Source organism: Nocardioides sp. YR527 (assembly GCF_900101045.1).
In the GTDB taxonomy this organism is placed as follows: domain Bacteria; phylum Actinomycetota; class Actinomycetes; order Propionibacteriales; family Nocardioidaceae; genus Nocardioides.
Map to the genome: position 1 here is coordinate 810,303 of NZ_FNFN01000001.1, position 26,809 is coordinate 837,111.

Annotated in this window: 26 protein-coding genes; 11 read left to right on the top strand and 15 right to left on the bottom strand. The window is 71.0% G+C overall.

What is annotated here, in order from left to right:
• Positions 1-87: 87 nt before the first annotated feature.
• Entirely contained in the window at positions 88-1,266 is a 1,179-nt protein-coding gene (locus tag BLT25_RS03895) for a L,D-transpeptidase (RefSeq protein ID WP_091042078.1), read from the top strand.
• Here BLT25_RS03895 and BLT25_RS03900 read toward each other — a convergent pair.
• Positions 1,263-1,697, bottom strand: a complete 435-nt coding sequence (locus BLT25_RS03900) for an SRPBCC family protein (RefSeq protein WP_091042081.1) — start codon at positions 1,695-1,697, stop codon at positions 1,263-1,265. The two genes, BLT25_RS03895 and BLT25_RS03900, sit on opposite strands and share 4 nt — an antisense overlap.
• 24 nt (positions 1,698-1,721) lie before the next feature.
• Positions 1,722-3,398, bottom strand: a complete 1,677-nt coding sequence (gene ptsP, locus BLT25_RS03905) for a phosphoenolpyruvate--protein phosphotransferase (RefSeq protein ID WP_091042495.1) — start codon at positions 3,396-3,398, stop codon at positions 1,722-1,724.
• Positions 3,399-3,504: 106 nt separating this feature from the next.
• Here ptsP and BLT25_RS03910 point away from each other — a divergent pair, with 106 nt between their 5' ends.
• From BLT25_RS03910 to BLT25_RS03930, 5 genes are all read left to right on the top strand, one after another.
• Positions 3,505-4,287, top strand: coding sequence for a DeoR/GlpR family DNA-binding transcription regulator (locus BLT25_RS03910; protein ID WP_256328439.1), 783 nt, complete (start codon positions 3,505-3,507; stop codon positions 4,285-4,287).
• A complete protein-coding gene (locus BLT25_RS03915; RefSeq protein ID WP_091042087.1) occupies positions 4,284-5,237 on the top strand; it encodes a 1-phosphofructokinase family hexose kinase in 954 nt (317 codons plus the stop codon). The genes BLT25_RS03910 and BLT25_RS03915 overlap by 4 nt, the downstream gene beginning before the upstream one ends.
• Positions 5,234-7,288, top strand: coding sequence for a PTS fructose transporter subunit IIABC (locus BLT25_RS03920; protein WP_218131240.1), 2,055 nt, complete (start codon positions 5,234-5,236; stop codon positions 7,286-7,288). The genes BLT25_RS03915 and BLT25_RS03920 overlap by 4 nt, the downstream gene beginning before the upstream one ends.
• Before the next feature lie 32 nt (positions 7,289-7,320).
• Positions 7,321-7,578 (top strand): HPr family phosphocarrier protein, encoded by a 258-nt coding sequence (locus BLT25_RS03925; protein ID WP_091042092.1) that lies wholly within the window; start codon positions 7,321-7,323, stop codon positions 7,576-7,578.
• A gap of 79 nt (positions 7,579-7,657) precedes the next feature.
• Entirely contained in the window at positions 7,658-8,248 is a 591-nt protein-coding gene (locus tag BLT25_RS03930) for a DUF5134 domain-containing protein (protein WP_091042094.1), read from the top strand.
• Positions 8,249-8,254: 6 nt separating this feature from the next.
• On the opposite strand, the gene BLT25_RS03935 is transcribed toward BLT25_RS03930, so the two are convergent.
• From BLT25_RS03935 to BLT25_RS29700, 9 genes are all read right to left on the bottom strand, one after another.
• Positions 8,255-9,532 (bottom strand): pyridoxal-phosphate dependent enzyme, encoded by a 1,278-nt coding sequence (locus BLT25_RS03935; protein WP_091042097.1) that lies wholly within the window; start codon positions 9,530-9,532, stop codon positions 8,255-8,257.
• 2 nt (positions 9,533-9,534) lie between these two features.
• Positions 9,535-10,884 (bottom strand): alanine racemase, encoded by a 1,350-nt coding sequence (locus BLT25_RS03940; protein WP_176883580.1) that lies wholly within the window; start codon positions 10,882-10,884, stop codon positions 9,535-9,537.
• Positions 10,881-12,098 carry a heavy-metal-associated domain-containing protein gene (locus BLT25_RS29380; RefSeq protein WP_143033625.1) on the bottom strand — a complete coding sequence of 406 codons (1,218 nt, stop codon included), beginning with the start codon at positions 12,096-12,098 and terminating at the stop codon, positions 10,881-10,883. Before BLT25_RS29380 ends, BLT25_RS03940 begins: the two co-directional genes overlap by 4 nt.
• Positions 12,099-12,101: 3 nt before the next feature.
• Positions 12,102-13,286: an aminotransferase class V-fold PLP-dependent enzyme gene (locus BLT25_RS03945; protein ID WP_091042102.1), complete on the bottom strand. Its 1,185-nt coding sequence runs from the start codon at positions 13,284-13,286 to the stop codon at positions 12,102-12,104.
• A gap of 18 nt (positions 13,287-13,304) precedes the next feature.
• Entirely contained in the window at positions 13,305-13,529 is a 225-nt protein-coding gene (locus BLT25_RS03950) for a heavy-metal-associated domain-containing protein (protein ID WP_091042103.1), read from the bottom strand.
• A gap of 86 nt (positions 13,530-13,615) precedes the next feature.
• Positions 13,616-14,326: a GAP family protein gene (locus BLT25_RS03955; RefSeq protein ID WP_091042105.1), complete on the bottom strand. Its 711-nt coding sequence runs from the start codon at positions 14,324-14,326 to the stop codon at positions 13,616-13,618.
• 58 nt (positions 14,327-14,384) lie between these two features.
• Complete coding sequence (locus tag BLT25_RS03960) at positions 14,385-15,383, bottom strand: formylglycine-generating enzyme family protein (protein ID WP_091042107.1); 999 nt, start codon at positions 15,381-15,383, stop codon at positions 14,385-14,387.
• 138 nt (positions 15,384-15,521) lie between these two features.
• Positions 15,522-16,631, bottom strand: coding sequence for a threonine aldolase family protein (locus tag BLT25_RS03965; RefSeq protein ID WP_091042110.1), 1,110 nt, complete (start codon positions 16,629-16,631; stop codon positions 15,522-15,524).
• Positions 16,600-16,746, bottom strand: coding sequence for a hypothetical protein (locus BLT25_RS29700; protein ID WP_176883582.1), 147 nt, complete (start codon positions 16,744-16,746; stop codon positions 16,600-16,602). Before BLT25_RS29700 ends, BLT25_RS03965 begins: the two co-directional genes overlap by 32 nt.
• 144 nt (positions 16,747-16,890) lie before the next feature.
• On the opposite strand from BLT25_RS29700, the gene BLT25_RS03970 reads away from it, so the two are divergent.
• The 5 genes from BLT25_RS03970 (at position 16,891) to BLT25_RS03990 (ending at position 23,906) form a co-directional block, all read left to right on the top strand.
• On the top strand, positions 16,891-17,982 hold the full coding sequence (locus BLT25_RS03970) for a flavin-containing monooxygenase (protein WP_091042111.1): 1,092 nt from the start codon (positions 16,891-16,893) through the stop codon (positions 17,980-17,982).
• A 32-nt stretch (positions 17,983-18,014) separates the two neighbouring features.
• Positions 18,015-19,637: a helix-turn-helix transcriptional regulator gene (locus BLT25_RS03975; RefSeq protein ID WP_256328440.1), complete on the top strand. Its 1,623-nt coding sequence runs from the start codon at positions 18,015-18,017 to the stop codon at positions 19,635-19,637.
• A gap of 89 nt (positions 19,638-19,726) precedes the next feature.
• Positions 19,727-20,434 carry a hypothetical protein gene (locus BLT25_RS03980; protein WP_143033626.1) on the top strand — a complete coding sequence of 236 codons (708 nt, stop codon included), beginning with the start codon at positions 19,727-19,729 and terminating at the stop codon, positions 20,432-20,434.
• Entirely contained in the window at positions 20,431-21,807 is a 1,377-nt protein-coding gene (locus BLT25_RS03985; protein ID WP_091042116.1) for a glutamate decarboxylase, read from the top strand. Before BLT25_RS03980 ends, BLT25_RS03985 begins: the two co-directional genes overlap by 4 nt.
• A 98-nt stretch (positions 21,808-21,905) precedes the next feature.
• Positions 21,906-23,906, top strand: coding sequence for a HelD family protein (locus tag BLT25_RS03990; protein ID WP_091042119.1), 2,001 nt, complete (start codon positions 21,906-21,908; stop codon positions 23,904-23,906).
• Here the strand turns inward: BLT25_RS03990 and BLT25_RS03995 are convergent.
• The 4 genes from BLT25_RS03995 to BLT25_RS04005 form a co-directional block, all read right to left on the bottom strand.
• Entirely contained in the window at positions 23,889-24,914 is a 1,026-nt protein-coding gene (locus BLT25_RS03995) for an RDD family protein (RefSeq protein ID WP_091042121.1), read from the bottom strand. The genes BLT25_RS03990 and BLT25_RS03995 overlap by 18 nt on opposite strands.
• Before the next feature lie 219 nt (positions 24,915-25,133).
• Positions 25,134-25,295, bottom strand: a complete 162-nt coding sequence (locus BLT25_RS29705; protein ID WP_176883584.1) for a hypothetical protein — start codon at positions 25,293-25,295, stop codon at positions 25,134-25,136.
• A gap of 1 nt (position 25,296) precedes the next feature.
• Positions 25,297-25,767: a DUF6325 family protein gene (locus tag BLT25_RS04000; protein ID WP_091042124.1), complete on the bottom strand. Its 471-nt coding sequence runs from the start codon at positions 25,765-25,767 to the stop codon at positions 25,297-25,299.
• 117 nt (positions 25,768-25,884) lie between these two features.
• Complete coding sequence (locus BLT25_RS04005) at positions 25,885-26,694, bottom strand: class II glutamine amidotransferase (protein ID WP_218131224.1); 810 nt, start codon at positions 26,692-26,694, stop codon at positions 25,885-25,887.
• Between the last annotated feature and the right edge of the window lie 115 nt (positions 26,695-26,809).

Here is a 26,809-nt window from a genome sequence, read left to right on the forward strand (position 1 = left end):
TACGTGGCAGCACCGACAACACCACAACCTTCATCACACGCGCGGACGCGCCGAGAATTCGGTTGCCGCCTACCGCATAGTTGTCCCATGCGGGTTCGTCCTTTTCCTGTCGTGGTGGCCGCGATGGCCCTGATCGCCCTCTCCGGCTGCGCCGGAAACTCAGAGAGCCCGGGGTCCGCGGGGAAGGGCGAGTCGGCCAGCGCCTCGCCGTCGGCGAAGCCACTCGCCGCCGAGATCTCCCCCGCCGACGGCGCCAAGGACGTCCCGGTCGACAAGCAGGTCACCGTGACCGCGACCTCGGGCGAGTTCACGAGCGTGAAGGTCGCCAAGCCCGACGGACGCACCGTTCCCGGCTCGCTCTCGGAGGACAGGACGACGTGGACCGCCAACGACCTGCTCGACCCGGCGCTGCGCTACACGGTCACCGCCACCGGTGAGACCGGCAAGGTCACCAGCAGCTTCACCACCCGCTCGCTCTCACTGGCCCAGCAGACCTTCGCCACGATCGTCCCCGTCGACAAGTCCGAGGTCGGCGTCGGGATGCCGGTCGCGGTCTACTTCGACGTGCCCGTCAAGGACCACGCCTCCTTCGAGAAGCGGATGCACGTCACCTCCACCCCGGCCCAGACCGGGTCGTGGTACTGGGTCTCCGACACCGAGGCTCGCTACCGTCCGCAGGCCTACTGGAAGCCCGGCACCACCATCAAGGTCGACCTCGACATCAACGGCGCCTCCGCCGGCGCCGGTGTCTACGGTCAGCACAGCCGCACCGCCACCTACAAGGTCGGCGACGCCCACGTCTTCAGGGTCAACGCGCAGACCCACCGAATGAAGGTCTTCAGCAACGGAAAGCTGCTGCGTACGATCCCGGCGACCACCGGCAAGCCCGGCTTCACCACGCGCTCGGGGATCAAGGTGATCTCCGAGAAGCACCGGGTCAAGGAGATGCGCTCGGAGACGATCGGCATCTCCGACCAGGGCTCGAGCGACTACTACTCCCTCGACGACGTCGAGTACGCCATGCGCCTGACCAACTCCGGCGAGTTCATCCATGCCGCGCCGTGGTCGACCGGCTCCCAGGGATACGCCAACGTCTCCCACGGCTGCACCGGCATCTCCACCGACAACGCGGCCTGGCTCTACGGCCTGGCCCGCATCGGCGACATCGTCGAGACCACCGGCACCGACCGGAAGATGGAGTGGGACAACGGCTTCGGCGACTGGAACCTGTCCTGGGCCGAGTACCAGAAGGGCTCCGCGCTCTAGGCTCCGGCAACCGCGGCGCTCAGCCCCTGCCGACAGCCGAGCATCATCTGCCGGTGGTTCCAGCTCAACACCGGCCTCAGCAGCATCGAGGCCTGACCGAGCAGGCCGCGTACGACGACCTCCTGCTCGAACACCATCCGGCTCCCGCGCGAAGTGGGGGTCAGGGTCCACCGGGCGAAGCCGTCGAGATCGCCGCCGAGCTCGACCTCCAGGGTCGGCAGGTCACGGCTGACCGCGTGCAGCTCGATCTCCAGCTCATAGGGAAGCGCCGAGCGGCACACCAGCAGGGCGTCGTCCTCCCCCAGCTTCGCCACCGCGCGCACCTGCGGCCACCACTCGGGATAGCACTCCAGGTCGACCAGGACGTCGCGCACCGCCTCGGCCGGCATCGGCAGCTCCCAGGTCTCGGCGAACGCGTAGCGGGCGGGCATGAGCCCAGTGTGCCCGGCGCCCCATCACGCCAGGAGCGTCGCGACCGCCTCACGTCCCTGGGCCGGCGAGAGTGCGCCGAGTGCTGCCTCGGCTGCTGAGTCGCACAGCCCGGCCGTCACGGACCCGAGCCGGGCCCCGACCGCGGCCACCGCGGCGGGTGCCATCGACAGCGAGGTGACGCCCAGACCGACGAGCACGGGCGCGAGCAGCGGGTCGGCGGCGGCCTCACCGCAGATCCCGACGGGCTTGCCGGCCGTACGCCCCGCCTCCGCGGTGATCGCGATGAGCTGCAGCACCGCGGACTGCCAGGGATCGGTGAGGTGGGCGAGGTCGGTGGCGAGCCGGTCCGCGGCCATGGCGTACTGGGTCAGGTCGTTGGTGCCGATGGAGAGGAAGTCGACCACCTCCAGCATCCGGTGGGCCAGCAACGCCGCCGCGGGCACCTCGACCATGACGCCCGGCTTGAGGCCGCGGGCGCGGACCAGGGCGGCGAAGTCGGCGGCCTCCTGGACCGTGGCGACCATCGGCGCCATCACCCAGGTCTCGGCTCCGGTGCGCTCGGCGGCGATCGCGACGGCGTCGAGCTGGCGCTCCAGCAGGCCGGGGTTGTCGGCGGCCAGCCGCAGGCCGCGCACACCCAGCGCCGGGTTCTCCTCGCCCTCGTGGGTCGCGAAGGCGATCGGCTTGTCCGAGCCGGCGTCCAGGGTGCGTACGACGACGTGGCCGCGGCCGACGAAGGGCGCGAGCACCTCGGCGTAGACGTCGGCCTGCTCGGCCACGGTGGGCTCCTCGCGCCGGTCGAGGAAGCAGAGCTCGGTGCGGAAGAGGCCCACGCCCTCGACCTGGCCGGCGGCCGCATCGCGTGCCGAGGAGCCGTCGGCGACGTTGGCGAGGAGGGCGACGGCGTGACCGTCGGCGGTACGTCCGGGCCCGGTCCAGGCGGCGACAGCCTGGCGCCGGGCGAGGTCGGTCTCGGCGCGGGCGGCGGCGTCAGGGCCTGGCTCCAGGTCGACGATCCCGGCCTGGCCGTCGACGAGCACCTGGGTCCCTGCGGCGATGTCGGTCGCCCCGGCCACGCCGACCAGGCACGGGATGCCGAGCTGGCGGGCGATGATCGCGGTGTGGCTGGTGGGGCCGCCCCGCTCGGTGACCAGCGCGACCACGCGGGCCGGGTCGAGCGCGGCGGTGTCGGATGGCGCCAGGTCGGCGGCCACCAGCACGCACTGTCCCTCGGGCACGTCCACGCCGGGCTCGGGCTCGCCGGCGAGATGGGCGAGGACCCGCCGCTCGATGTCGCGCAGGTCGGTGACCCGCTCGGCCATCAGGCCACCCATGCCGCTGAACAGCGTGGCGAACTGCTCCACCGCCGCCTCGACGGAGGCGACCGGTCCCTCGCCCGCACGCAGGTGCTTCTCCACGGCGATCCGCAGCCCCTTGTCACGGGCGAGGCCGGCGCTCGCGCTCAGCACGGACGCGGCCGCACCGGAGGCGGTCTCGGCCCGGCGGGCGTACCCGTCGGCGACGGCGGTGGCGGCCGCTTGGTAGGCCGCGAGGGCGTCCTCGGGCTGGTCGAAGCCGCGTCGTTCGAGGGCGTCGAGCGCGACGGGATCGACCTCGGTCCGCACCACGTGCGCGGGCGCCAGCACGATCCCCGGGACCACCGGAGTGCCGGAGAGGACAGATGAGTGAGACGTGACCATGGCCACAAATATCTGCCCTGAACCCTTGACTAGTCAACACATTCGGGCATAAAACAACATATGTGGGCATTCACAACGCCGAAACCCACCTGAAACCACACCGATCATGAAGGAGGCCGCGATGTACGCCGAGGAGCGACAGATCGCGACGGCCCGTCTCGTCGCCGAGCGCGGGCGGATATCCGTGGCCGACATCGCCGAGCGGTTCGAGGTCACCACCGAGACCGTGCGGCGCGACCTCTCGACGCTGGAGCGACGGGGCCTGGTCCGCCGGGTCCACGGCGGCGCGGTGCCGGTGGAGGCCATGGCGGTGCTCGAGTCCGCGCTCGGCGAGCGGGAGCAGACGTTCACCGCCCAGAAGGACCGCATCGCCCGGGTCGCGCTCGACCTCCTGCCCCCGGCCGGCGGCACCATCGCCATCGACGCCGGCACGACGACCAGCAGGTTCGCCCACGCGCTCCCCCGCGACCACCAGCTCACGGTCGTGACCCACGCCGTCCCGGTGGCCGCACAGCTGGCCGGCAGCGCGCAGATCGAGCTCCATCTGCTGCCCGGTCGCGTCCGGCCGGCCACCCAGGCCGCGGTCGGCGCCGAGACCGTGGACGCGCTGAGCCGCCTGCGGGTCGACGTCACCTTCGTGGCCACCAACGGGCTGACGCTGGCCCACGGCCTGTCCACCCCCGACCACGAGGAGGCCGCGACGAAGCGAGCGCTGGTCAACGCGGCCCGCCGGGTCGTGTGTCTGACCGACTCCAGCAAGATCGGCGTCGAGACCACGCTCCGCTTCGCCGCGCTGGGCAACGTCGACGTGCTCGTCACCGACAGCGACATCGACGACGACGTCGCCGACGAGCTCCGCGAGAGCGGCCTCGAGGTGCTGATCGCATGATCGTCACCCTGACCGCCAACCCGAGCATCGACCACACCGTCATGCTCGCCAGCCCGCTGCTCCGCGGCGAGGTGCTGCGCGCCCGGACCACCACCTCACAGCCCGGCGGCAAGGGCGTGAACATCTCCGGAGCGGCGTACGCCGCGGGTGTTCCCACCCGCGCCGTGCTCCCGTGCCCCGACCTCGACCCGATGGTCACCGAGCTGCGTGCCTCCGGGCTCGACGTGGTCACCGTCGGGCCCGCCGGCCGACCGCGGATCAACACCACCGTGACCGAGCCCGACGGCACCACCACCAAGCTCAACGGTCCGGGAGCCACCGCGACCCCGGCACTGCTCGACGCCCTCGCGGCCCGGCTCGTGAAGGAGGCCGAGCAGGCGAGCTGGGTCGTCCTGGCCGGATCGCTGCCGCCCGAGGCGCCGTCCGGTTGGTACGCCGAGGTGGTGAGCGCACTGCGCTCCACCGGCACCCGCATCGCCGTCGACACCAGCGAGGCACCTCTCGAGGCGCTCGCCACCGGGCTCCCGGGCAGCGCGCCCGACCTGCTCAAGCCCAACGCCGAGGAGCTTGCCTCCATCACCGGTTCCGACTCCCTCGAGGACCCGGCGGCCGCAGCGGCCGCAGCCCGGAGTCTGGTCGACCGCGGCGTCACCGCGGTGCTCGCGACCCTCGGCGGGAACGGCGCCGTCCTCGTCTGCGAGGAAGGCACCTGGCACGCCACCCCGCCGCCCACCGAGGTCGTCAGCACGGTCGGCGCCGGGGACAGCTCGCTGTTCGGCTATCTCCTCGCCGACCTGCGCGGACTCTCCGCCCCTGAACGTCTCGGGCTCGCCGTCGCGTACGGCAGTGCAGCCGCCGGCCTCCCCGGCACCACCCTCCCCACCCCACCCCAGGTCCGTGCCGACCTCGTGTCCGTACGCGACCTCGACCCCATCACCGGAGGACTCTGATGTCCGCACTCATCGCCCCCGAGCTCGTGGCCCTCGACGCCGATCTCGGCCCCGACAAGCACGAAGTCATCCGTGCCCTGGCCCAGCGCGTGGCCGACTCCGGCCGAGCCACCGACCTCGACGCGCTCGTCGCCGACGCGCTGGCCCGCGAGGAGGTCTCCGCCACCGGGCTCCCCGGCGGCCTGGCGATCCCGCACTGCCGTACGTCCGGGGTCGACGAACCCGTGGTGGCCTTCGCCCGGCTCTCACCGCCGGTCGACTTCGGCGGCAAGGACGGCCCGGCCGACCTCGCCTTCCTGATCGGGGCACCGGCGGGCGGCGACGCCACGCACCTGACCATCCTGACCAAGCTGGCCCGTGCCCTGGCCCGTCCTGAGTTCGGCCAGACCCTGCGGGAGACCGACTCGGCCGAGCAGGCCGCTCGGACCATCCTCGACGCGGTCGGCGACGTACCGGCCCCGGCCCGCAGCGCCACGCCGGACCCTGCCCCGGCCGCGGCGGAGAAGCGCTGCCTGGTCGCGGTGACCGCCTGCCCGACCGGCATCGCCCACACCTACATGGCGGCCGAGGCGCTCCAGGCCGCGGCTGCACGGGCCGGGGTCGAGATCGCGGTCGAGACCCAGGGCTCGGCCGGGGCGACGCCGTTGCCCGCCGAGACCATCGCCCGCGCCGACGCCGCCATCTTCGCCGTCGACGTCGGTGTCCGCGACCGGAGCCGCTTCGCCGGCAAGCCGCTGGTCTCCTCCGGCGTGAAGCGTCCGATCGACGACGCCGACGCGATGATCGCCGAGGCGCTCGCCGCCGCCGAGGACCCGCACGCCGCCCGCGTGGAGTCCGGCCGGGGCGACTCGTCACAGTCCACCGAGACCGCCTCGGAGAGCTGGGGCGGGCGGACCCGCCGGGTCCTGATGACCGGCGTCTCCTACATGATCCCGTTCGTCGCCGCCGGCGGCCTGCTGATCGCGCTGAGCTTCCTGCTCGGCGGCTACGACATCACCGACGTCTACGGCGCGGTCATGGTCGACAACACCCTGACCAACCTGCCCGACGTCCAGGCTCTCGGTCTCGAGCACGCCCTGTTCGACAGCGGGCTCGCCGTCTACATCGGGGCACTGTTCTTCGTCATCGGCAAGACCGCGTTCATGCTGTTCATCCCGGCGTTGGCCGGCTATATCGCGTACGCAATCGCGGACCGCCCCGGCATCGCCCCGGGCTTCATCATGGGTGCACTGGCCGCCAACCTGTTCGGCGTGGTCAACGCCGACGGCGTCGCCGCACCCGCGACCGGCTTCCTCGGCGCGATCGCGGGCGGAGTGCTCGCCGGCGTGATCGCCCACTGGGTCAGCGGGTGGCGCGTCCCGAGCTGGGCGCGTGGCCTGATGCCCGTGCTGGTGATCCCGCTGGTGACCTCGATCCTGGCCGGCCTGGTGATGATCGTGGTGCTCGGCAAGCCGATCAACTGGCTGATGGAGCGACTCACCGACGGGCTCGCCGCCCTGGACGGCACCAGTGCCGTCGCGCTCGGCGCCGTACTGGGCCTGATGATGGCCTTCGACATGGGCGGCCCGCTCAACAAGGTCGCCTACAGCTTCGCCGCCACCGGCGTCGGTGCCGCCTCGCTCGCCGCCGACTCCCCCGAGCTGCGGATCATGGCCGCGGTCATGCTCGCCGGCATGGTCCCGCCGATCGCGCTGGCACTGGCCACCGTCCTACGTCCCCAGCTCTTCACCCCCGCAGAGCACGAGAACGGCAAGGCCGGCTGGCTGCTCGGCGCGTCGTTCATCACCGAGGGAGCGATCCCCTTCGCCGCCGGCGACCCGATGCGCGTCATCCCGGCGATCATGGTCGGTAGCGCCGTGACCGGCGGGCTCTCCCAGCTCCTCGACGTCGGCGTCCGCGCACCGCACGGCGGCATCTTCGTCCTCTTCGCCGTCACCAACGTGCTCGGCTACCTGATCGCGCTTGCCGCCGGTGTGATCGTCGGCGCCGGCATGGTGATCGCCCTCAAGTCCGTCGGTCGCGCCCCGGTCCCGGCCGCCGCGACCAGCTGAATCGTCCCGCAACCCACCACCGAAGGAGCATCATGCCCACCCAGACCGTCACCGTCGGCTCCGCCGTCGGCCTGCACGCCCGCCCCGCCGCGATCATCTCCGAGAAGGTCGACGAGCTCGGCGCCGAGATCACCCTCGCCGTCCCCGGCGGCGAGCCGGTCGACGCGGCCTCGTCCCTGCTGATCATGACCCTCGGCGCCGCCAACGGCGACAAGGTCGAGGTCACCGGCCCGGACCAGGCCGCGGTCGACGCCATCGCCGCCCTCGTCGCGCAGGATCTCGACGCCTGAGCGATCCGGCTGTCCGGCCAGCGGCACCACTATCGAAAACGGTCTCGAACAAGCCGGGTGTCGCTGTACCGTTCTGGCTATGGTCGAGCAGCCTTGGGACCTCCTGCTGACCGTGGCCTTCCTGCTCACGGGCACCGCGGGAATCTGGACCCTCGTGGTCTGCCCGCCTTCCGTCGGGAAGACCGTCCTCCACGTCAACCACACGGTGATGAGCGCCGCGATGATCCTGATGATCTGGGTGATCCTCGGCGACATCGCGGTCTGGACGCAGGTCGCTCTCTTCTCGCTCCTGTCGCTGACACTGGTGCCGGCGCTGGTTCGCGCGGGCGGTCGGGCGCGGCGTACGGATCTGGCCGGACATCTCGCGCTCAACGTGGCGATGATCTGGATGCTCGTCGCGATGCCGCTGCTGATGACGGGCGCGCCTTCGGAAGGTTCTGGGGCACATGCGGGTCATACGGGTCATGCCGGCGCCGCGGCCCTGGCTCCGGCCGTACGCGGTCCCGACTGGGCGATCGTGGTCAACTCGCTCTTCGTGGCGGTCTGCGTGGCCGGGGCGCTGTGGTGGCTGCTGCGCGCGGCGGCGGGACGGGAGCACCGGCTGCCCGCGATCGGTCACGGGCTGATGGCGGCCGGCATGGGCACGATGCTCTTCCTGATCCCTGCGTGAGGTGGCTCAGACACCAGCGAGCGGCCGGCCACTGTCGCGCCAGCCGAGGACACCGCCCTCGAGGTTGTACGCCTTCCGCCCGGACGCGGCCGCGCGAGCGGCGAACCGCGCCGACCGGTCCCCCGTCGGGCAGACGAAGACCACCCGAGACCGCTCCGAGAACGGCATCCCCGCCTCCATGACCTGCTCGAGCAGGTCGTCACGGAGGTTGATCGCCCCCGGGATGTGACCGGCCTGGAAGGCCAGCGCCGTGCGTACGTCCACGACGACCACGTGCTCGCCCGCGGCCACCCACGCCTCGAGGTCCCCCGGGGTCGCCGACGGCGCCTCCTCCGCAGGAGCGGGGCTCGCCGCGCCGAACAGGTCGGGGCGGCGGTGGCGGTAGTAGGAGAGGTACGGCTCCATGCGGTCGCACGCGATGACGACCGCCCTGACCGGACCCCCGGGCCCTGCCAGGAGCCGTTCCCGGGCAGCGGCATAGGCGGCCCCGGTGGTGGGGCCGGCGAGCACGCCGTGCCGGGTGGCGAGCTCGAGGCTCGCGGAGATCGCATCGGCCGAGTCGACCGCGGCGATGGCGTCGTAGAAGCCGGGGTCGAAGAGCCCGACCTCCCACATCTCTGCCGCCGAGCGGATGCCGGGGATGAAGTCCCCCTCGGCGGCGACGACGCCGACCACGGCGGTCGCCGGGTTGCGCTCGCGCAGGTAGGTCGCGGCGCCTCGGGTGGAGCCGGTGGTGCCGAGCCCGCCTACGAGCAGGTCGACCGAGCCGGCGTCGCGGTGGATCTCGCGCCCGGTCTGCTCGTAGTGGGCTCGCAGGTTGTCCTCGTTGGTGTACTGCGAGGTGTGGTGGTAGCGGCCGGGCTCGGCCGCCATGAGGTCGCCGATCACCCCGAACACGTCGTTGGGAGCGGTCGGGTCCGGACACTCGGAGAGCCCTGGCATCTCGGTCACCTCGGTGCCCAGCAGCGACAGCATCTCGCGGACCTCGCGCACCCTGACCCGGTTGGTGAAGGCTCGGAACCCGACCCCGTGCATCGAGGCGATGATCTGGAGCGCCTTCGCGGTGTTGCCGCTCGATGCCTCCACGACGACCTGCTCGTTCTCGACGATCTCGTCGATGTGTGCGCGCAGCAGCCCCCAGGCGACTCGGTCCTTGACCGAGCCGAACGGGTTCGCCGACTCCAGCTTCAGAAAGATCTCCGCCTCAGGGACGCCGTGCTTGGCTGGGTCGAGCCGCAGCAGCGGGGTCTCGCCGATCATGTCGAGCACGCTGTCGTAACGCATGGTCAGCTCCCGTGGTGGTCGTCGGCGACGAAGGCGAACCGTCCGCCCTCCAGGACCGCTGCGATCTTCGGCGGCGGCGGATGCCCGCCGGCGAAGGACGCCGAGAGGTCCATCTGATAGGCGGCGGTGTTGACGAAAGCGAGTACGTCGCCGCTGCTCGGTTCGGACTCGAGGAACACCTTGCGGCGGCTCACCAGGTCCGACTCCAGGCACAGCCGCCCGGCGAGGAACACGCCCTCCGCCGGCGGCTCACCGTGCCCGTCGACGAGCACCGGGTCCAGCAGGACCTCCTGGTCGGCGGGGGTGACCTGGTTGCGGGACAGGTCGAGCACGACCAGGTCACGCCCGGCGGCGCGCTTGCGGTAGAGCACCGAGGCCAGGGTGACCCCGGCATGGTCGACCAGTGCCTTGCCGGGCTCGATCCACAGCGTGAGCATGCATTCGCGCAGGACCTCGGCCACCGGTCGCCGCTCGAGCTCGGCGGCCAGGAACCGCTCCAGAACCTCGGTGGTGGGGCGGTGGTTGGCGTACTTGTGGGAGACGCTGGGGTCGTGGCCGGGCCAGACCAGCTCCCCCGGAGCCGCGGCGGCGAGCGCCTGCGAGTAGCTCTGGAACGGCTCGGGATCGTCGACGAAGCGCTGGCGGAACCCGCCGCCGATGTCGACCACCGACGGCCGCAGGCCCTTGCGGTGTGCGGCGGCCACGACCGCCATCGACTCGGTCAGCGCGTCGACCCGGGCCGCCGGGTCGGCCGTGTCGAGGTGGAACGCGACACCGCGCAGGTCGAGCCCGGGGGCGCGGCGTACGGTCTCGAGCGCGGCATCGGCGTCGGCGAGATCGATGCCGAACCGCGACTGCGGCACGGCCGGCGAGGCGAAGCCGGAGAGCCGCAGGAGGACCGGGACGGCGCTACCGGCTGGCGCGGCAGCGGCGAGCCTGTCGAGCTCCCAGAGGTCGTCGGCATTGGCGGTGACCCCCAGCTCGGCGATCCGCTCGATGAACGCCGGGGACTTCGGACCGGTCGCCTCGATCCGGTCCGGCGCGAACCCCGCGGTCAGGGCCCGGTCGAGCTCGGCCGCGGAGGCCACGTCCGCGCCGAGCCCGGCGGCAGAGGTCTCGGCCAGCAGCGCGGCCGAGGCGTTCACCTTGTGCGCGTAGAAGATCTCGTACGGCACGCCGTGACGCCGCAGCACGCCCGCGAGCGCAGCGGCGTTCTCGGCGATGACCTGGGGAAAGACCACGTGGAGCGGGGATCCGAATCGTTCGATCGCCTCGCCCACCGCGGCGGCGTCGTCGAGGAAGCGGGCGGCGAGCGGGTGCCGCGCGGCAGGGAGCGGAAAGCGTTGGCTCACCCCTCGGCCACCGTGTAGCCGCAGTCGCGCAGGTCGGCGAAGATCCGGTCGCGCTGCCCGGCGTCGGTGAACCTGGCCCGGACCCGCTTCCCGTGCAGGTCCACCTCGATCAGCTCGGCCGCCTGGGCGTCGAAGACGGCGGTGATCGTCACCCGACAGTGCCGGCAGGTCATGTCCGGAACCCCGAACTCCTGCTCCCCCGCCGCGAAACGTACGTCGCGGATGGCGGACTCGGGGATCTCGGCGATCCGCACCGACGCGACCGCGGACCGGAACGCGCCGGTGAGCGCCTCGGCGACGGCGGCGAGCGGCGAGACGCGCTGCCCGTCGACCTGATGGGCCCGCTGCCCGAGGCAGACGGGCCGTTCCCCCACCGGCAGCAGGGCGTACTGTCGCGAGATCTGGTCGAGCTCGACGTGGTAGCGCTGGATGGCGGCCCGCACCCCCAGTCCCTGCTCGCGGGCCCGGTCCATCACCTCGTGGGCATCGGTGATCGTGCGGCGCTTCATCTCGGCAAGCAGCGCGACGGTGTCCGCGGTGTAGCGCAGCCGGCCGCCGGAAACCTCCAGGCTCGCGGGGATCATGCCCCTGCGGTAGGTGGAGGCCTGCAGCTCCCAGAACCAGGTCGAGGCGACCGCGCCGTAGAGCCCCGAGGCGGACATCGCCTCGGCGAACTCGACCGGGTCCTCGATCCCGACCTGTCCGGCGAGCATCCCGTGCTGGACGAGCGCGCGGCCGGCGGCCTCTGCTCCGACGCGGAAGATCTCGGCGGGCTCCTGGTCGGTGGTCGTGTCGGCCAGGACGTCGAGCGCATCGTCGTCGAGCGCGTCCGAACGCGCGGTGACGGGATCGGCGGCGGCGATCGCGTCACCCACCGCGATCACGGCCTCTCTGGCCGCGATCGGCAGCACCGGGCCGAGCGGGCCGGGTCCGATGTGGCCGCTGTTCGCGATGCCTCGGGAGTCGCGCCAGGTGATGCGGTGGGTGGCGCTGACGACCTGGTCCGGTCCGCACGGACGCATGAAGGACTCGAGGTAGCGCCGCTGTCCGGTCGTGAGCGATCCTCCGGGTTCCGGGATGAGCTCCTCGACGCGGTAGTCCACCGACACCTCCGCCACTTCCGGGGCCGGGCCGGCCAGGAAGTCGGCGCCGGCGACCTCGGCCAGGATGCGGGCCGCGGCGGCGCGGTCGTACCGGATGCCAACGTTCTGCACGTGTCAGTCCCTTTCGGCAGCGGCGGCGAGGCCCTGCAGGAGTCGGTCGACGTCGTTCTCGTCGTTGTACAGGTGGAAGCTCACCCGGACCGCGTCCTCCCGCGGCCCGTTCAGGCAGTGGTCGCCCGCACGTACGTAGACGCGGCGCTGTTCGAGGGCGAAGGCGACGTCCGCGCCCAGCTGACCGTCGACGGCAAAGGCCGCGATGCCGCTGTGCGGTCGGCCCGCATCGACCGGGGGCCCGAGGAGAGTGACGCCTCCGATCCGGGAGGCGCCGTCGGCGAACCGGGTGGCCAGGGTGGCCAGGTGGCCGCCGACGCGGTCGAGACCGATGGTGTCGAGGAACGCGGTAGCACTCGCGAGCCCCGCGGCGCCGGCCCCGTCGAGGCTGCCCTCCTCGGCGGCATCGGTGAGCGGCGAGACATGTCGCGCCGGCCCGCTCCGCGCGGCCGCCCGGTCGACCGCGATCCGATGATGCTGATCCCGGCGTACGTAGACCATGCCGGTTCCGGGAGGCCCGAACATCTTGTGACCCGAGACGACGCCGAGCTCGGCCCGGGAGTCGGCCAGGCGCAGAGGCAGCCGCCCCGCACTCTGCGAGCAGTCGAGACAGACCGTCGCCGCCGGCGGGATCGCCAGCGCGTCCAGCTCGGTCCGGGTGCCGTGGAGGTTGTGGACGTCGGTGGCGACGACGATCGCGGTGCGCTCGCTCGCGGCGCGGGCGAAGTCACCGGGATCGATGCGCCCCAGACGGTCGCGGCGGTACGCCACCGCACGGACACCTTGGTGGCGCATCCGTTCGGCGAGCCGGAGCCATGGCCGCACCGTGGAGAGGTGGTCGTCGGGGCAGTAGAGGATGTCGCCGCCGTTCGCGAGCGCCGCAGGTCCCCAGCGGTCGGCGAGGAACGCCATCGCGCCGGTGGCGCCGCGGGTGAAGGCGACCTCGTCGGGGAACGAGGCACCGAGGAACGCGGCGACGGCGGCGCGGGCGTCCTCGAAGCGGCGCAGCGCGTCCCGGGCCCACGGGTGTCCGCCCCTGCCAGGGTTGGCGGCGGGCCCGCGCAGCTCGGCGGTGAGCTGGGCGATGACCGGTTCGGGGCAGGGGGTGCCGGACGCGGCGTCGAGGTAGACGAGGTCGGGTTCGGCGGTGAGGGCCGGAAAGTGCTGACGGGAGCCGAGGCCGGGCACGGACGACTCCTCGGCCGGTCAGGTTTCGCGGGCGATCGTGAATCCGGCCTTGGCGAGCGTGGATCTGACGACCCTCGGTTCGAGCGGTCCCGCGGCGGTGACGCGGGCGCTCGACACGGCTCCCGGGTTCAGGTCGACCACGACCCCCTCGACGCCGTCCAGGCCACCGAGAGCGCTTGTCACGGTCTCGACACAGCGGTGACAGGTCATTCCATCGATGCGCACTTCGAACTGAACCGACATGAAACTGCCCTTCAGTAGGACTTCGGTGGTCGCCCAAAAATATCACCGAACGTCGGGCCACGAGGTCGGTTCGCGTCGGTCGGCGCTCAACCCATGATCTGCGTGAGCCCACGACCGACGAACAGCAGGCCGAAGGCGATGAGCACGACGATCCCGATGACGTGGTTGTGAGAGATGAGCCACTTCGTCGCAGACCGGAGCCATCCGCGCCCTCGCTCACCGGCAGCGAGGAACACGAGCATCGGGAGGACGAAGTCGATCATGCTCGCCGCCAGCAGCAGCGCGATACCGCTGATCTGCGCACTGAGTCTCACGTCGGCGGTGACCACGATGGCCAGCCCGGAGGCCAGGATGGCCACGTTGGGGTTCACGACCGCCAGCAGCAGGCCCGCGCCGAGCACCAGGCCGACGGACGGATCACGTAGCCCCGAGACCCAGCCGGGCTCCTCCGGGGTCGCCCGATGTGTCGCACGCGCGGCGAGGGCGCCCGCAGCAGCCTGCCGCAGGCGCGGTCGGAGCCAGGACACGACAGCCAGGACGAGGAAGACGACGCCGACGACGATGCTCATCCAGGCGCGAATCGTCGACGGGTCGTCGCTGGCGGCGTCGGCCGCTCGCCCCGCCGCCAGCGCGGCGAGCGACAACACCCCGTAGACGGCCAGGAAGGGCACCGCCAGCGCGACGACGTTGCGATAGGGGTGCGACGACCCGAGCAGGATCAGGCAGGCGACGACCGCCGCCGGTGTGACCGCCAGCCCGACCATCTCCGGCAGCAGCTGCCCGGCGAGTTCCCACATACGCACAACCTCGCCACCGGCCCCGCTCCCGTCCTCACCCCTTCCGGGGGAACCGGGTTCAATCGCCCGTGCGTACGACGCAGCGGAACCCGACGTGCGACGTCGTGTCCCGCACCCCGTGCCCTTGACGGGCGGCGGGCCGGTAGCGACGGCAGTAGTGCGGCGAGCACAGGTGCGAGCCGCCCTTCGTCACCATCCGGTCGGTCTCCTTGACCTTGTCGGCGCCGTTCTCCGGGCGTTGGCTGCCGCCGCAGCAGGAGGGCGCGGTGACGTCGACCTGCCGCGAGGGCGCACCCGCCCCGGCCTGGCCGTGAGGTGGGGCGATGAGGTCGCGATGGTCGGGCGTCCAGGGAGTGCGGGTCCACTCCCACACGTTGCCGACCATGTCGTACAGGCCGTGCCCGTTCGGCGGGTAGGAGGCGACCGGGCTGGTGCGGTCGTGACCGTGGGTGTCATCGCTGCGCCACGGCCACTGCCCCTGCCAGGTGTTCGCCATCAGACGCCCGCCCGGGGAGAGCTCGTCCCCCCATGCGTAGTCGGCACCGACGAGGCCACCGCGGGCGGCGTGCTCCCACTCGGCCTCGGTGGGCAGGTCCTTGCCGGCCCAGCGGACGTACGCCAGGGCGTCCTCCCAACCGACGTGCACGACCGGGTGGTCCGGGATCTCGGTCCAGTCCGCCACCTGGCGTCCCGGACGGCTCCCCACGTCGGCCGCGGGCCCGTCCGGGTGGCGCCACTGGGCGCCGGGCTGCCAGCGCCACCACCGGGTCCAGTCGTGCAACGGCACCGGACCCGGTGCCTGGGTGAAGACCTGCGAACCAGGGACCAGGAGCGCCGGGTCGGCGCCGGGGAAGTCGGCCGGATCGAGCTCGCGCTCGGCGATGGTGACGTACCCGGAGTCGTCGACGAAAGCCGCGAACTGGGCGTTGGTCACCGGCTTCGGATCCCACCACACGTCGCCGACGGCGACCTCGACCGCGGGGCGTTCCTCGGGATAGAAGCGGTCGCTGCCCAGCAGGTCCAGCCCGCCGGGGACGAAAACCTGATGCGAGCCCATCTCTCAGCATCCTCCGGTAGAAGTGGGGTGACGGTTGCCGCGCGCGGCTCCGTCCTCGTCGCGATTCGCTGAGCGTAGGAACTGGACGCCCTCCGGCGCACCACCCGAGAAGGGTGAGGCAACGGGCAGGGCTCCGCCTCAGTCCAGCAGGGCAGCGAGATGGCCGGCGACGCTCGCGGGATCCAGCTCGAGCGCACCCTGGCCGACCGTCATCTCGGTCACCATCCGACCCGGCTCCTCGGCCGCGGTCCAGGGTCTGCTGAACGCGAGCGACTGTTCCTCGAGCTCAGCGAGGAGACGGGTGTTGACCTCGTCCGGGTCACCAGCTGCGTACAGCAGGAAGGTGTTGGTGTGCGGCACCTGCGGTTGGACCGTGATGTAGGCCGGAAGCGCGGCGGCCAGGGCCCTTCCCCAGATCACGCACTGGCCGATGTGCGGCAGCCGGTCCCGCAGGCCGACCAGCGCGGCGACCGCCTCGGCGGTGGAACGGTAGAGGGTGCCACCCATCCGGTGGCGCCACAGCCGGGCCTGCGCGACGAAGTCGTCCTCGCCCAGCAGCGCCGCGCCGGCGAGCCCGCCGAGGCCCTTGTAGAAGCTGGTGTAGACGGTGTCCGCGATCCCGGCGATGTCCGCCAGCGGCTTGCCGAACCAGTGCTGCGACTCCCAGATCCGGGCGCCGTCGAGATGGAAGGCGATCCCGCGCTCACGGCATCCTTCGGCGAGCTCCGTGAGCTCGTCGAAGGTCGGCAGCAGGCAGCCCGCGTCCCGCAACGGAATCTCGACCAGACACGCCGCCAGCGGCCCCGGGATCGCGTCCAGGTGAGCCTTCGTCGGAGTCGTACGCCCCGTGGTGAGATGTTCGATCCGCAGGTCCTGGAGGATCCTCGGCCCGTCGTCCTCGTGGACGAGCAGGTGCGAGAGGTCGGGCAGCGCGACCCGCCTGTTGCCTGCGTTGTCGGCATGGATCCGCAGCGCCACCTGCTGCGCCATCACCCCCGAGGGGAAGTACGCCGCCGGCTTCCCGAGCAGCTCGCCGACCTCCGCCTCGAGCCGCGCCACCGGTCCCCGCTCGGCATAGACGTCCCACTCCTCGATCCCCAGCTCCCGGCACGCCTCGGCCAACCCGTCGAACACCTCCGCCGGGCTCGCGTACGCCGGGAACACGCTCTGCCGGCAGGCGATCATCGCCGCCCGCAGCCGCTGCTCCAGGGGCTGCTCAGTCGCCGTCCCCACCGCCGTCGACCGCATCCCCGCCACCTTCGGGGCCGTGCGGAATCCGGTCCTCGAGCTGGTAGGCGATCGTCTCCTCCAGCGGCACCGACGGCGGGAGCTTGCTGAAGTCTTCCGGGGGCTGGTTCGTCATCTCTCGAGTATCGCCCCAACTCGGCGCTCCATGCTCGGAATCGAGGCAGCTGCGCCCATGGGTAGATCGACCCACTACCCACCGCAGGCGAATGCGCCGTTCGACCGACGCGGAGCCGCGAGGTGCGGACCTAGCGTCGCCTGCATGGACACCACACACATCGAGACGATCATCATCGGCGCCGGCCAGGCGGGCCTGGCGACCGGCTACCACCTGCGGCGCCGCGGCCGTCCGTTCGTGATCATCGACGCGAACGCACGGGTCGGCGACAACTGGCGGCGGCAGTGGGACTCGCTACGGCTCTACTCCCCTGCCAAGTACGACTCCCTGCCGGGCATGGCGTTCCCGGCGAAGAGGTGGTCGTTCCCCGGGAAGGACGATGTCGCCGACTACCTGGAGACCTACGCCCGCACCTTCGAGCTTCCGATGCGGCTCGAGACCCGGGTCAGCGGGCTCGAGCGAGACGGTGACGGGTTCCGGGTGACGACCGACCGCGGCACCTGGACCTGCGACAACGTCGTGGTGGCGACCGGCTCCTTCGGCCGTACGCCGAACGTCCCGGCGATCTCGGCGCAGCTGGACCCCTCGATCCTGCAGCTCCACTCCAGCGAGTACCGCCGACCCGGGCAGCTGCGCGAGGGCCCGGTGCTCGTCGTCGGCGCCAGCCACTCCGGCTGTGACATCGCCTTCGAGGTCGCCGAGTCCCGCCCGACGATCCTGGCCGGCCGCGACTGCGGCCAGATCCCACCGCGCCTGGAGTCGCCGGTGATGCACGTGATCTTCCCGATCCTGCTCTTCGCCTGGCGCCACGTGATCACCCGGCGTACGCCGCTCGGACGCAAGGAGATGCCCGAGATCCGCCGCCACGGCGGGCCGATGCTGCGGGTGAAGCGCTCCGACCTGACCGCCCGTGGCGTCGAGCGGGTCACGTCCAGGATCGAGGAGGTCCGCGACGGGCTGCCGGTGGTCGATGGCATTACGCGCGAGGTCGCCAACGTCGTGTGGGCCACCGGCTTCCGGCAGGCCTTCGGCTGGATCCACCTGCCGGTGCTCGACGAGGACGGCTGGCCGCGCGAGATGCGCGGCGTCGTGGCGGAGGCCGACGGCCTCTTCTTCTGCGGCCTCAGCTTCCAGTACGCCTTCAGCTCGATGCTGCTGGCCGGCGCCGGGCGCGACGCGGCCCTGGTCGCCGACCGGGTCGTCTCCCGGATGCGACAGCCCGCTCTCACCGCCTGATCCGAGTACGCTCTCGGGTGGAGGTGCCTGCCGTGGCCGACGTCCAGCTGGAAAGCGCTCGGGCAGCCTTCGCGCGCGGTGACTGGGGCGCGGCGTACGCCTCCTGGGCGGGTGTCGACCCCGACTCGCTCTCGGCCGAGGAGCTCGAGGACTTCGCCGTCGCCGCCGAGCTGACCGGACATCACGACGACACCGTCACCGCCCTGCACGCGGCCTTCCGCCTGAGCCAGGAGGCCGCCGACCTAGGCCGATCGGTCCGCTGTGCCTTCCGGATCACGATGACCGCGTACGTCCACGGCGAGGCCGCGCTCGCCCGCGGCTGGACCTCACGGGCGGAGAGCCTGGTCGCCGACGTCGAGGACGGCGTCGAGCACGGCTGGGTCGACTTCCTGCGGCTGTTCCGCGCGCTCGACGCCGGCGACTTCGACATGGCCGGCCGCTGCGCCGACGCGGTGGCCGAGCGCGGCCGGCGCTACGGCGAGGCCGACCTCGCCGCCCTGGGACTCTGCTCCCAGGGCCGGATGGCGCTCTACTCCGGGCGGGTCGCCGAGGGCCTCGCCCTGCTCGACGAGGCGATGGTCCGAGTGATCGCGGGCGAGGCCTCTCCGGTCGTGGCCGGGCACGTCTACTGCACCGCGATCGAAGGCTGCCAGGAGATCAGCGACTTCGGCCGGGTGGCGGAGTGGACCGCGGCCCTCGAACGCTGGTGCGCCGCCCAGCCGGGGCTGTTGACGTTCACCGGCCAGTGCGCCGTCCACCGTGGCCAGCTGCTGCGGCTGCACGGCGAGTGGCAGCAGGCCCTGGAGGAGTTCGAGCACGCGACCCGCCGCTACCAGGAGGTGCACGCACCGGACGCGGCCGGGCTGGCGGCGTACGAGGCGGGCGAGGTGTTCCGGCTGCGCGGCGAGTACGCCGAGGCCGACGCCGCCTATGAACGCGCGGCCGACCGGGGCTTCGACCCGCAACCCGGCCTCGCGCTGCTCTGGTCGGCCCGTGGCCAGGGCGCGGCGGCGCTCGCCGCCGTACAGCGGCTGCTGGTGGAGACCGACGGTCCCGTGCAGCGATGCCGGCTCCTGCCTGCCGCCGTCGAGGTGCTGCTCCGTGCCGGCGAGGGCGACCGGGCCCGGCAGATCACCGCCGAGCTGGACGGGTTGGCCGGACACTTCGGCTGTGTCTGGCTCGAGGCCGCGGCGGCGCACGCGCACGGCGCTGTCGAGGTGGCCACCGGCGACGCCGCCGGTGCTCTCCCTTACCTGCGCAAGGCCCAGCAGCTGTGGGCGCGGACCGAGGCGACCTACGAGCGCAGCCAGGCGCGGCTGCTGACCGGGCGCGCCCTGGCCGGCGTCGGCGACACCGAGTCGTCGCGGCGCGAGCTCGAGGCGGCGCGTACCGTCTTTCGCCACATCGGCGCCCGGCCCGCCGCCGACGAGGCCGACAGCCTCCTCGCTCCCGCTTCCCTGCCCGCCGGCCTCACCGCCCGGGAGGCCGAGGTCCTCCGCCTGGTCGCCTCCGGCCGCAGCAACGCCCAGATCGCCGCCGATCTGGTCCTCAGCGAGAAGACCGTCGCCCGTCATCTCTCCAACATCTTCACCAAGCTCGACGTACGTTCCCGCACCGCCGCGACGGCCTTCGCCTTCGAGCACGGCGTGGTCTGACCACAAGGGTCTCGGCGGCCGGCGCAGATGACTCTCATCTCACCCGGGACGGATGAGGACGCCGCGGCCCTGCTCGTTCGAGGATGACGGTGCGTAGGAAGAGGGAGGAAGTGGCCGCCGCCGTGGTGCAGGTACTGACGCGTCGCTCGACCCGGCTCAACCTCGGCGCCGCCGTCGCCTTCGTTCTCGGTGGCTCGTTGTTCGCGCTCGGGGCGGCGTTCGCCCAGCTCGAGGTGGTCAGCCTGCCGGTCGTCAACCTCACCTACCTGGTCGGGGGCTGCTTCTTCACGTTCGGTGGCTACCTCTCGATCCTGCTCGCCGACGACACCGACACCGACAAGCACAGGCGCCGGCGGGGCTTCCGGCAGCGCCCGCGCAGCTGGCTCAGCGCGTTCGTGCTGTTCGTGGGGACATTGTTCTTCGCCGTCAGCCTGCTCGCCGCCTTCGCCGCAGGCCTCACGCCGCGTCAGTCCGACGGGTGGATCTGGTTGCCGGACATGACCGGCTGTGTCTGCTTCCTGGCCTCCGGCCACCTGGCGCAGCTCGACGTGGGCGAGGGGCGCGTCCGGATCCTGCCCCGTCTGATCGGCTGGTGGGTGGTCGCGGTCAACCAGCTCGGGTCGGTCCTCTTCTTCCTCGCCGGCCTCGCCGCCTTCATCCGGCCGGCGACATCGAGCGCGATCAATGTCGGGCTCGTCAACTGGGGGACGTTCGCCGGAGCCGTGTGCTTCGCGGTCGGCGGGGTCATCCAAGCAATCGACACACCCACTACGACAAGGACGGTGGTTCAGCCATGACACGACTCAGCGACACAGAGGCCGAAGCGCTCTACGGCAACCGGTTCCTCACCGAGGCGGCACCATCGACCGCCTTCCCCGAGAGCGGAATGCGGCCGGTCGACGCGATGCGCCTGATCGGCGAGGACCTGGTCATGGAGGGTGACCCGCAACGCAACCTCGCGACGTTCGTGACCACGTGGATGGAGCCGGAGGCGCAGCGGATCATCGCCGAGAACCTGCACCGCAACTTCATCGACCACGCGGAGTACCCGATCTCCGCCGAGATCGAGCAGCGCTGCGTACGGATGCTCGCCGACCTCTATCACGCCCCCGGCGAGACGACCGGTTGTCGCACTCAGGGCTCGTCCGAGGCGATCATGCTGGGCGCCCTGTCCCTGAAGTGGAAGTGGAAGCAGCGCCGGGAGGCCGCGAACGCCTCGGTGGACCGACCCAACCTGGTGTTCGGCGGCGACGTCCACGTGGTGTGGGAGAAGTTCTGCCGCTACTTCGACGTCGAGCCGCGGATCGTTCCGCTCGAGGAGAAGAAGTACACCATCGGCCCTGAGGTCGTGGCGCCGTACCTCGATGAGAACACCATCGGGGTCGTCGGTGTGCTGGGCACGACGTTCACGGGCCACATGGACGACATCGTCGGGATCAACCAGCTGCTGCTCGACGTCAAGAAGGACAAGGGCATCGACATCCCGCTACACGTGGATGCGGCCAGCGGTGGCTTCGTGTGGCCGTTCCTCTACCCCGACTCCCCGTGGGACTTCCGCCTCGAGCAGGTCCGCTCGATCAACGTCTCCGGACACAAGTACGGACTGGTCTACCCGGGGATCGGCTGGCTGGTGTTCCGCGAGAAGTCCGACCTCGCCGAGGAGCTGGTGTTCTACGAGAACTACCTCGGCAAGACCGACGCGACGTTCACCCTGAACTTCTCCACGGGTGCGGCGATGGTGCTGGCGCAGTACTACAACTTCGTCCGGCTGGGTCGCGACGGCTACACGTACGTCATGAAGCAGATGCAGCAGAACGCCAAGGCCCTGGCCAAGAACCTCCGCGACAGCGGCCGGTTCGAGGTGATCGGCGACGACCTCGAGCAGCTTCCGCTCGTGGCCTTCCGGCTCACCGGCGACCGCACGACCTACGACGAGTCCGACATCGCCTGGCAGCTCTCGGCCGAGCGCGGCTGGATGGTGCCGGCGTACACGCTGCCGCCCAACGCGGAGAACGTGAAGATCATGCGCGCCCTGGTCAAGGAGACGATGAGTCGCGAGCAGGTCGAGCGGCTCACCCGTGACCTCGCCGACGCCTGCGCGACCCTGGACGAGAAGGGTGGCGCCCATCCCTCCGAGCGGGCGCAGGTCAAGCGAGGAACGGGGTACTGAAGACTCAGGCAGAGGCCACGGATCCGGCAAAAGATCAACGTTGTCTTTACCCAGGCGGCCGCTCATAGTTGACCCCCGGAAACGGAAGGCGGGGGTACGTGGGCGAGCAGGGTAGAGCCAGTCAGATCGAGGAGGAGCAGCGGTCGGTCGATGCGATGTACGCGCTTCTCCACGCCGAGGTGAGCACGAGACAGGCAGCGCAGGAGCGCGCGATCGCAGCTCCGGTGGACGGGCCGAGCGAGCGATATGCCAGGGATCTCGAGGTCGCGCAGCTCTCTGAGAGCATTCGACAGCTGCAGGCGGCCGAGCACTCGCTGTGCTTCGGACGGATCGACCGCTCCGATCTGGGCGCGTCCTTGCACATCGGTCGGATCGGGTTGCGCACCGAGGCCGGTGACCCGCTGCTGATCGACTGGCGGGCCGATGCCGCTCGACCGTTCTACGCGGCGACGATGGCCGCACCGATGGGCGTACGCAGGCGCCGGCACCTACGCCTCGACGGCCGTGAGGTCGTCGACGTCAACGACGAGATCCTCGACGGTACCTCGCCGACGGCCACGGACCTTGTCGGGGACGGTCCCCTCGTCTCGGCTCTGAGCACGGCGCGGACCGGGCGGATGCACGAGGCCGCCGCGACCCTCCAGACCGAGCAGGACGAGATCGTACGGTCTCCGCATCGCGGGGTCATGGTCGTCGACGGCGGTCCCGGCACCGGCAAGACCATCGTCGCCCTGCACCGCGCTGCCTACGTGCTGTACGCCTTCGCGTCGATCGCCGACCAGGGGGTGCTCGTCTTCGGACCCAACCGACGGTTCCTCACCTATATCTCCGAGGTGCTGCCCTCGCTCGGCGAGAACGACGTGCGGCTGGCGACGATGCCCGATCTGGTGGGTGTGGAGGCGATGCGGACCGAGCCCGACCACATCGCGCGGATCAAGGGGCGGGCCACGCTCGCCGACGGCCTCGCCCGGTTGGTGCGGCGGCACCAGCCCCATGGCGTACCGCTGGAGCTGAAGACGACCCATGACACGGTGAGGCTCGACCCGGCCGTGGTCGACGCCGCTCGGCGCCAGGCGCTGCAGGGCGACATCGGGCACAACCGCGCTCGCGAGCTCTTCACCGAGTACGTCGTCGACGACCTGGTCATCGAGCTGGAACGGCGCACGGCGAAGGAGATGACCGACTTCGAGGCCGAGCTCGAAGCGCACCTGGGCATCGATCTCGACCGCTTCACGGGCAACGATCCCTCCACGGACGATCTGGAGATCGACTGGGACACCATCCGCGAGGATCTCCTCGATGACCCGTCCATCGATCGAGCGATCACCCGGGTCTGGCCCCGACTCGTCGCCGACGATCTCGTCCGCGAACTCCTGAACGACCTCGGCGTCGGCCACGGCGATGGGTGGAGCGACGCAGATCTCGCTCTCCTGGACGAGGCCCGCGCGCTGGTCGACGGAGCCCCGGAGACCAGCTACGGCCACATCGTGGTCGACGAGGCCCAGCAGCTCTCCGAGATGCAGTGGCGCGCGCTGATGCGCCGCTGCCCGAACCGGTCGATGACGGTCGTCGGCGATCTCGCCCAGGCCGGCCCCTCGACCACCCTTCGGACCTGGGACGACGCCCTAGAGCCCTTCGTCGGCGAGCGGTTCGCCCACCACCGACTGACGGTCAACTACCGCACGACGACCGAGATCCTGCTCGCGACCGAACCGCTGCTGGCCGAGATCGCCCCGGATCAGCAGCTCTCCAGATCCATCCGGCACGGAGAGCAGCCACGCATCCTCAGCGTGACCGAGGAGGGCCTCTCCTCCACTCTGAGCACGCTGATCGCGGAGGTCGCCCGCGAACACCCGGATGAGCTGATCGGAGTCATCGCGACGACCGAGCGCTCGCTGGCTCTGGAGGCCGAGGTGCACGGGGCCGGCGCCACGGTCGTCGCCGCACCCGAGGCTCGCGGCCTGGAGTTCGACACCGTGATCATCCTCGACCCGGCGGGCGTACGAACCGCCGGTGACGCCGGTCCGCGCGACCTCTACGTCGCCCAGACGCGCGCCACCAAACGCCTCCTCAGCCTGGAGCTACGATCTCGACCGTGAGGCTTCCGAAGGGTGCGCTTCAGGTTGGGCACGGTTGAGGAAGTCCGAGAGTGGTCCCGGCATCTCGGCGCTCCGGTCCCCCCAGTCATAGACAACGCAGGTCTTGGCGATCAAGTCGTGGAAAGAGCGATGTTCACGCTGCACCACGATCAGGAGCAGGCCGATTCCGAAGAACACCACGCTGAGGGGAAACATCAGCGTCCTGACGAACATCGTGCGCACCTCTGGTGCAGTGCCGTCGGCGCGTACGACGCGCAGTCCGGTCAGTCCCTTGCCCATCGTCCGGCCGGTGATGGCGAGGCTGATGAAGACGTAGGAGAAGGCCCAGATCGCGAAGGCGGCGATCCCGAGCAGGCTCGAGCGGTCGTCGGTGAGGGACTTGGACGTGAACAGGTCGAGCAGGAAGCTGAACCCGGCGACGCCCAGCGTGTAGAGGCCGCCGATGAGAAGGCCGTCGATAGCAGCGGCAGCTGCCCTGCTGATCGCTCCCGCATAGTGTCCGGACACCGAGCGGCGCATCCGGCGGACCCTCGCGCTGCCGTTGCTGGGGTCGGGCGTTCCTCGTCGGTCCGCAACCAGGCTGGGCGGCCCCTCCCGTAGCTCGTCCTCGCTCCGTCGCATCAGCCGGTCCACGACCCGGTCGACGACGACGTCGAGCCCCACCAGCTGTCGCCGGGCGAGGTCGAGGGCGGATCCGGCCATCGAGTAGGTGCTCTCCGCCACGATGTCGGGGATGCCCGAGCGGCGTACGAGCGCCTCGACGTCGACGTCTTTCAGCAGGGCGTCCATGTCGACGTCGGCGAGGAGCGTGTTGAGGTCGACCCGCGCGAGCAACGCATCGATATCGACCCGCGCCAGGACCGCGTCGAGGTCCACCCGGCTGAGCAGCGCGTTGAGATCGACGTGTTCCAGGACGATATCGGGGTCGACCGTGACGACGACCTTTTCCGTCACCGCGCCGGCGACCCGACCGAGGAGCCTCTTGCTGTTCTGCCGACCCTCGGTCATGACATCGCCGGCTCGGACACGCGGAGCGTCACGGCGATCAGCCGGTCCGGAACCGACGCACGGCTGGGGCGTCGTCTCGTCGTGCGCGCAAGATTCCCATCGCAGGTGCCGCCTCCTCCAGTCGTGGATCGCTGGAAGCCTAGAGCCGTCTGATCTGTTCTCCCATCACCCGGGCCGGGTGATTCAGCGGTCTGAAACCGGCCGGTCCCTGACGCGCTTTCAACGTCGTCGGTCGCGCCGGTCCTCGCGGCGGTCCTCGCGGCGGTCACCCCGCCGGCGTACGCCGTGAGTGACGACGGCGGCGGTACCTACGACGGCGGCTGTCCTGGCTACCGGTGCGGGGCCGATCACTCCGCGTCGTGCCCTGCGTCCCAATGGCATGTCAGTCCTCCTCTTCAAGATCTGCTTCGATGGCTGCGAGAATCGCCTGCATCGGAATCCGGCCGCTCGCGACGAGCTGTCCCCCGGCGTGGCGCACCGCGGATCCGAACGGGGCGGCCCAGGTGTTCTCCCAGACCAACAGCGCGGCGGTGCTGCCCGGCGCGACGGCCGCAGAGACGGACTCCACGTCCTCCTGGCTCAGCAGGTTGGCCATCTCGGTCTCGTAGGCCCGGATGCCCCCGATCTCGCTGTCGTCGAGGTCGCTGATCTCGAACGCATCGAAGGATCCGTCCTCCTCCTTGCGGATCATCAGCAGATCGAGGATCCGGATGATCCCGCGGTCGACCAGGTCCATCAGTGTCGGCGCGATCGTGCCGTCGAACCGGCTGCCGGGGAACTCCACCACGATCCAGTCAACAGGACCGAGCTCGTCCAGGGATTCGCTCTCGTGCACGGTCTCCTGGTCGGTCATCCCGCCACCTCCCGCTCTGCTGGTTGCGGGCGCCTCTGCGGCACCTCGTCCCTGTCATCATCGGCGGCGGAGCCCTGTCCATGCGTCACCCCATGTGGATGACCCGGGCCAGCTGCGTCAGTCCGATGCACGGGCAGGCGAAGGTGAGAACTCCTGCAGTTCCTCGCGGCCACCGCTGACGATGAGGCAGGAGGACTCCGGCACCTCCCGCCACGCCCCGCGCAAGTCCCCCAACGGTTCGGACACCACGAGGCGTGTGTCATCGGAGAGCTGATGCAGTACTGGGTTGTCGGGGTATTGGAGACGGAGTGTGGCGACGTCGGTGTTGTGGAACAGCGATCGGGACCGACCCTCGCTGGAGTACCGGAATGCCCACGTGGTTTCCCCGTCGGTGGTCGCCACCGACATCTGGATCGGGTACTCGACTCCGTGGCGTCGCCCCGTCTCCTCGATGAGGCCAACTGCCTGCGCCACCGCTTCCGGCGGGTTCTCTTGGAGTCCGAAGGTCAGGGCGAGGAAGAAGAACAGCTCCGAGTCCGTCGATCCCTCGATGTCGGGGAACAGCCCGGGCTCGACGGCCAGGGTCAGGTCGCGCTTCAGCAACGGGAAGTCGGCGATGGCCCCGTTGTGCATCCACAGCCAGCGGCCGTGGCGGAAAGGATGGCAGTTGGTCTGCTGGACCGCCGTGCCGGTCGTCGCTCGGATGTGCGCGAAGACCCGACCGGCGGAAGCGTGGGCCGAGAGCTCTCGGAGGTTGCGGTCGTTCCAGGCGGGCTCGATGCTGTGGTAGATCCCTGGGGTGTCCTGGGCGCCGTACCAGCCGACACCGAAGCCGTCACCGTTGACCGTCTCCACGCCCAGCCGTGAGTGCTTGCTCTGCACCACGAGCGAGTTCTCCGGCTTGAACAGAAGGTCCTCCAGGAGCACCGGCGAACCTGAGTATGCGAGCCAACGACACATGTCGATCTCCCCTCTCCGCCCCCGACACACATCGGAGCGCGACTACTCCAGTACAACGGCGAAGGCGGGCCCAGCGGATCAC

Bases quoted from the DNA above. Each gene is read 5' to 3' on its own strand.
- BLT25_RS03960 (WP_091042107.1), bottom strand. From the start codon at position 15,383: ATGGGCTCGCATCAGGTTTTCGTCCCCGGCGGGCTGGACCTGCTGGGC.
- BLT25_RS03970 (WP_091042111.1), top strand. From the start codon at position 16,891: ATGGACACCACACACATCGAGACGATCATCATCGGCGCCGGCCAGGCG.
- BLT25_RS29700 (WP_176883582.1), bottom strand. From the start codon at position 16,746: ATGACGAACCAGCCCCCGGAAGACTTCAGCAAGCTCCCGCCGTCGGTG.
- BLT25_RS03930 (WP_091042094.1), top strand. From the start codon at position 7,658: ATGGTCGAGCAGCCTTGGGACCTCCTGCTGACCGTGGCCTTCCTGCTC.
- BLT25_RS03995 (WP_091042121.1), bottom strand. From the start codon at position 24,914: ATGACCGAGGGTCGGCAGAACAGCAAGAGGCTCCTCGGTCGGGTCGCC.
- BLT25_RS03910 (WP_256328439.1), top strand. From the start codon at position 3,505: ATGAAGGAGGCCGCGATGTACGCCGAGGAGCGACAGATCGCGACGGCC.
- BLT25_RS03965 (WP_091042110.1), bottom strand. From the start codon at position 16,631: ATGCGGTCGACGGCGGTGGGGACGGCGACTGAGCAGCCCCTGGAGCAG.
- BLT25_RS29705 (WP_176883584.1), bottom strand. From the start codon at position 25,295: ATGCCATTGGGACGCAGGGCACGACGCGGAGTGATCGGCCCCGCACCG.
- BLT25_RS03900 (WP_091042081.1), bottom strand. From the start codon at position 1,697: ATGCCCGCCCGCTACGCGTTCGCCGAGACCTGGGAGCTGCCGATGCCG.
- BLT25_RS03985 (WP_091042116.1), top strand. From the start codon at position 20,431: ATGACACGACTCAGCGACACAGAGGCCGAAGCGCTCTACGGCAACCGG.
- BLT25_RS03950 (WP_091042103.1), bottom strand. From the start codon at position 13,529: ATGTCGGTTCAGTTCGAAGTGCGCATCGATGGAATGACCTGTCACCGC.
- BLT25_RS03935 (WP_091042097.1), bottom strand. From the start codon at position 9,532: ATGCGTTACGACAGCGTGCTCGACATGATCGGCGAGACCCCGCTGCTG.
- BLT25_RS03895 (WP_091042078.1), top strand. From the start codon at position 88: ATGCGGGTTCGTCCTTTTCCTGTCGTGGTGGCCGCGATGGCCCTGATC.
- BLT25_RS03925 (WP_091042092.1), top strand. From the start codon at position 7,321: ATGCCCACCCAGACCGTCACCGTCGGCTCCGCCGTCGGCCTGCACGCC.
- BLT25_RS04000 (WP_091042124.1), bottom strand. From the start codon at position 25,767: ATGACCGACCAGGAGACCGTGCACGAGAGCGAATCCCTGGACGAGCTC.
- ptsP (WP_091042495.1), bottom strand. From the start codon at position 3,398: ATGGTCACGTCTCACTCATCTGTCCTCTCCGGCACTCCGGTGGTCCCG.
- BLT25_RS03915 (WP_091042087.1), top strand. From the start codon at position 4,284: ATGATCGTCACCCTGACCGCCAACCCGAGCATCGACCACACCGTCATG.
- BLT25_RS03955 (WP_091042105.1), bottom strand. From the start codon at position 14,326: ATGTGGGAACTCGCCGGGCAGCTGCTGCCGGAGATGGTCGGGCTGGCG.